This window comes from Eubacterium xylanophilum ATCC 35991 (assembly GCF_000518685.1).
Classification (GTDB): domain Bacteria; phylum Bacillota; class Clostridia; order Lachnospirales; family Lachnospiraceae; genus Eubacterium_F; species Eubacterium_F xylanophilum.
The window spans coordinates 1-1,360 of record NZ_JAEB01000048.1 but is presented as its reverse complement, the minus strand read 5'-3'; the positions used below and the strand labels follow the sequence as shown (position 1 = coordinate 1,360).

Here is a 1,360-nt window from a genome sequence, read left to right as displayed (position 1 = left end):
TATAATGGCTCAGTTGTCAAGACAAAAATTTAATATTTTTATAATGAACTGATATGTTGACTGGTTAAGTGGGAGAACACCGTGTTGTTTCTCCCCGGATTTATATTATGCGGCTGCTCTGGCTGCATCCAAAAGCATTGCCGGATAGTATACCTCAGCAGGACGTTTATTGTCGATTGCCTGATGGCATCGTTCAAAGTTATAGGTGTAGATATATCTTCCGATGGCTTCTCTCGCTTCTTTGAGATTAGCATACTCTGTGAGATATGCTTCCTCGTACTTGAAACTACGGAACCACCGTTCGATCATGATGTTATCTGCCCAGCGGCTCTTACCATCCATGCTCTGACGGATCCCGTTGTCACGAATGAAGTCAATGTATTTATCGCTGGTGAATTGGCTACCCTGATCTGAGTTGATGATTAACGGCTTTGCTACCTTGAAGGCTTTTTTACAGGCATTGATCACCATAGTGGTATCCAGAGTGTCATCCACATCCCAGCCTACAATACAGCGGCTGTGCCAATCGATAATGGCTGTCAGATAGAGAAAACCATGTTTCATCGGAATATATGTAATGTCGATAGACCAGGCCTGATTGGGACGATCTATAACGGCATTGCGAAGGAGATACGGACAAACTTTTGCCTGTTTCATACGCTTGGAGAGATTCATTTTCGGATAAATCGGCGTGATATCCATCTCGCGCATATATCTTCCCGATTTGCGACGTCCAACATGATATCCGCGCAGTTTCAGTTGAGCAGACATCTGACGGGCACCCCAGGTCGGATTGTCAGTATGCAAATGGTCAATAATAGCCTTACACTCCAACTCTTCCTGTGAGACAGGAAGTCCATCGTAGTACACGCTGGTACGGTTGATGTCAAGAAGTTTCGCTCCTGTGGAAACGGGTAGTTCTTTAGTCGTCGAAAGGCTTCGGACTAAATTTACTCTCGTAGTCAGGTCCGACAATTTCTTCAGATTTTTTTTTCAACCAGTCAACCTGCATCGTTAACTGGCCAACCTTTTTGGCATATGCTGCTTTCTCCTTGCGTTCCTCAGCAAGTTTTTCGCGGAGGTTATCTTCTCGTTTGTTATCAAACGCTAGCGAGGCATTAGCAAGGAATTCCTTCTTCCAATTGCGGAGGAGATTTGGTTGGATATCATTTTCTACGGCAAGAACATTTAATTCTTTCTCGCCTTTGAGCAATTGGAGAACTAGGTTGGTTTTAAATTCTGCACTGAAATTTCTTCTTGATCTGGACATAATAAGTACCTTCTTTCTTGGTTTGATTATAGTATATCAGATTCATTAAGAAATGTCTTTTTCAGTGTCTTAATTTATGAGACCATTATA

At 42.6% G+C, this 1,360-nt stretch carries 2 protein-coding genes; both read right to left on the bottom strand.

Annotated features, from left to right (window positions below):
* Positions 1-105: 105 nt before the first annotated feature.
* Positions 106-975 carry an IS3 family transposase gene (locus tag L877_RS12625; protein WP_034785381.1) on the bottom strand — a complete coding sequence of 290 codons (870 nt, stop codon included), beginning with the start codon at positions 973-975 and terminating at the stop codon, positions 106-108.
* The gene (locus L877_RS14400) at positions 923-1,270 is read right to left on the bottom strand and encodes a transposase (RefSeq protein WP_026835490.1); all 348 of its coding nucleotides are present in this window, start codon (positions 1,268-1,270) and stop codon (positions 923-925) included. The genes L877_RS12625 and L877_RS14400 overlap by 53 nt, the downstream gene beginning before the upstream one ends.
* Positions 1,271-1,360: the final 90 nt, after the last annotated feature.